At 63.6% G+C, this 2,773-nt stretch carries 2 protein-coding genes and 1 riboswitch; both genes read left to right on the forward strand.

The window, feature by feature from the left end:
- Positions 1-174 precede the first annotated feature (174 nt).
- Positions 175-1,098, forward strand: coding sequence for a hypothetical protein (locus AC5JJ6_RS07755; RefSeq protein ID WP_496041485.1), 924 nt, complete (start codon positions 175-177; stop codon positions 1,096-1,098).
- Positions 1,099-1,175: 77 nt separating this feature from the next.
- A riboswitch (TPP riboswitch) is annotated at positions 1,176-1,292 on the forward strand.
- Between the two features lie 82 nt (positions 1,293-1,374).
- Positions 1,375-2,773, forward strand: a 1,399-nt coding sequence (gene thiC, locus AC5JJ6_RS07760) for a phosphomethylpyrimidine synthase ThiC (protein WP_496041486.1), incomplete at its 3' end; no start/stop codon positions are given.

Raw genomic sequence — 2,773 nt, forward strand, 5'->3', positions numbered from 1 at the left:
GACGCCGGCGCCGTCCCGTCAGGCTATCCGGATGACGTGGAACGGCGCCGGAAAATGAACAACCTGTAGGGCGTTTTGCAGGTTTGAAATATATAATTTGAAGAAAATGCTAGAAATCACTGTATCGTTGGTTTTACCTCTGCTTGATTTTCCATCAGGCAGGAAGCCAAGCAGATGACCGCCGACAGCACGTTCTCGCCGCCCAACTCGATTCTGCCGCCGATACCGTCGGGCGTTACCACGCCGTTCTATTATTCATCGCTGTCCAACATCATCGTCCACTATCTGGTCGATAAGGACCGGGTGAAGCCCTATTTCCACGGCGGTTTCAAGGATTGCGGGCTGAGGCCGGCGCTGTTCGGCGACAAAGCGTCGGTCAGCTACAACTTCCAGGTCTATACCGGCTTCTTCTCCGCCGGGGTCGGCCTGCCGCCGCAGAGCTGGTCGCCGACCGCCAGCGGCATCACCCAGGAACTCGAATTGAACATCGTGGCGTACCCGAAAGGGAAGGCCGAAGACGTTCCCGACATCACGTTCGAGCAGTGGTTGCAGGGCGAGGACCAGACCAAGCTGCTCGGCAACCACCGCATCTACGTGCCGTGCGACGATCCGGTCGCGATCGAGGTGGGCAAGGAGCTGTTCGGCGAGCCGAAGTTCCAGACGACCTTCATGACGAACATTCCGTCGCCCAACCCGTGCCGGATTCCCGGTTCGGTCGATAAGCCGGACTGGGTCCGAAGCTGGGGATTCCAGGTCAACGATCCGGACACCCCCGATGTGGCGATCTTCACGGTCGTCGCCGACACCGATGGACTGCGGTCGACCCCCGCCGCGATCTCGTCGATCACGGAATACGGCATCCCCGACGGCACGGCCACCGGCTGCCGCTGGAACATCCTGCAACCCTTCGACACGTTCATCCTGAAGGAGCCCGAACAGTCGGAGCGCGTCGTCCTGACCTATGGTTCCAGCACGCACCCGATGGGCAAGGCGATGCGGGAACTGCTGCACGGCGTCAAGCCCTATGCCATCCAGACCTACCAGTCGGCACCGGTCGCGATCCAGGGCCGGCCGTACTACCTGAAGCCGCAGAAGTAATTTCGTTCTGGCTGACGGGATGACGCGAACGCCGCGTCATCCCGTCTTGACAAGTCCATCCAAAGCCCTGACGATCGTCGCATTCCCAGGGGAGCCCCGGTAGGGGGCTGAGATTCCGCCGGCACGTCGCGACGCGGAGACCCTTTGAACCTGATCCGGGTCGTGCCGGCGTAGGAAGGGGAGAAGCGTGCGGCAGTCGCGATCCGCACCCGGTCTCATCATATCCATCGCTGCATTCCGGATCTCCGATCGATAACATTGATCAGGGAGATCGAAATGCCCAAGGACAACACCCCGCTTTTCACGGTGTCCACCGGACCCTTGCCCTCCTCGCGCAAGGTCCATGTACCGGGACGCCTGTTCCCCGACCTGCGCGTGGCGCTGCGCGAGATCGACCTGGAACCCGGCTGCGGCGAAGCGCCCGTCCGGGTCTATGACAGCTCCGGTCCCTACAGCGATCCCGCCGCTGACATCGACATCGAACGCGGCCTGCCCACCCTGCGGGCCGGCTGGATCGAGGCGCGCGGCGATGTCGAGGCCTATGACGGCCGCGAGATCAAGCCGGAAGACAACGGGCTGCGGCGCGGCCAGCCGTCCAACCTGGAGGAGTTCCCGGCCTCGGGCCGCCATCCGGTGCGGGCGAAGGCGGGCGTCGCCGTCACCCAGCTTGCCTATGCAAGGCGCGGCATCGTGACGCCGGAGATGGAGTATGTCGCGATCCGCGAGAACCTGGGACGCGAAGCGGCTTTGGGTGCTCCGCGCGACGGCCAGTCGTTCGGCGCGTCGGTCCCCGATCATGTGACGCCGGAGTTCGTCCGGGACGAGATCGCGCGCGGGCGGGCGATCATCCCGGCCAACGTCAACCATCCGGAAATCGAGCCGATGATCATCGGCCGCAATTTCCTGGTCAAAATCAACGCCAATATCGGCAACTCGGCCGTGGCGTCCTCCATCTCGGAGGAGGTCGAAAAGATGGTTTGGGCGACCCGCTGGGGTGCCGATACCGTCATGGACTTGTCCACCGGCGCGAACATACACACGACGCGGGAGTGGATCATCCGCAACTCCGCCGTTCCGATCGGGACGGTGCCGATATATCAGGCGCTGGAGAAGGTCGGCGGCAAGGCCGAGGACCTGACGTGGGAGATCTACCGCGACACCCTGATCGAGCAGGCGGAGCAGGGCGTCGATTACTTCACCATCCATGCCGGCGTCCGGCTGGCGCATATCCCGCTGACCGCACGCCGGGTTACCGGCATCGTGTCGCGCGGCGGCTCGATCCTCGCCAAGTGGTGTCTGGCGCACCACCGGGAGAACTTCCTCTACACCCGGTTCGAGGAGATCTGCGAGATCATGCGGGCCTACGACATCAGCTTCTCGCTGGGTGACGGGCTGCGTCCGGGATCGATCGCCGACGCCAACGACGCCGCACAGTTCGCCGAGCTGGAGACGCTGGGCGAGCTGACCAAAACAGCCTGGAAGCACGACGTCCAGGTGATGATCGAGGGGCCGGGGCATGTCCCCATGCACAAGATCAAGGAGAACATGGAGCGGCAGCTGGCGGTCTGCGACGAAGCGCCGTTCTATACGCTGGGGCCGCTCACGACGGATATCGCGCCCGGCTACGACCACATCACCAGCGGCATCGGCGCCGCGATGATCGGCTGGTTCGGCT

It is taken from the genome of Skermanella sp., assembly GCF_059503625.1.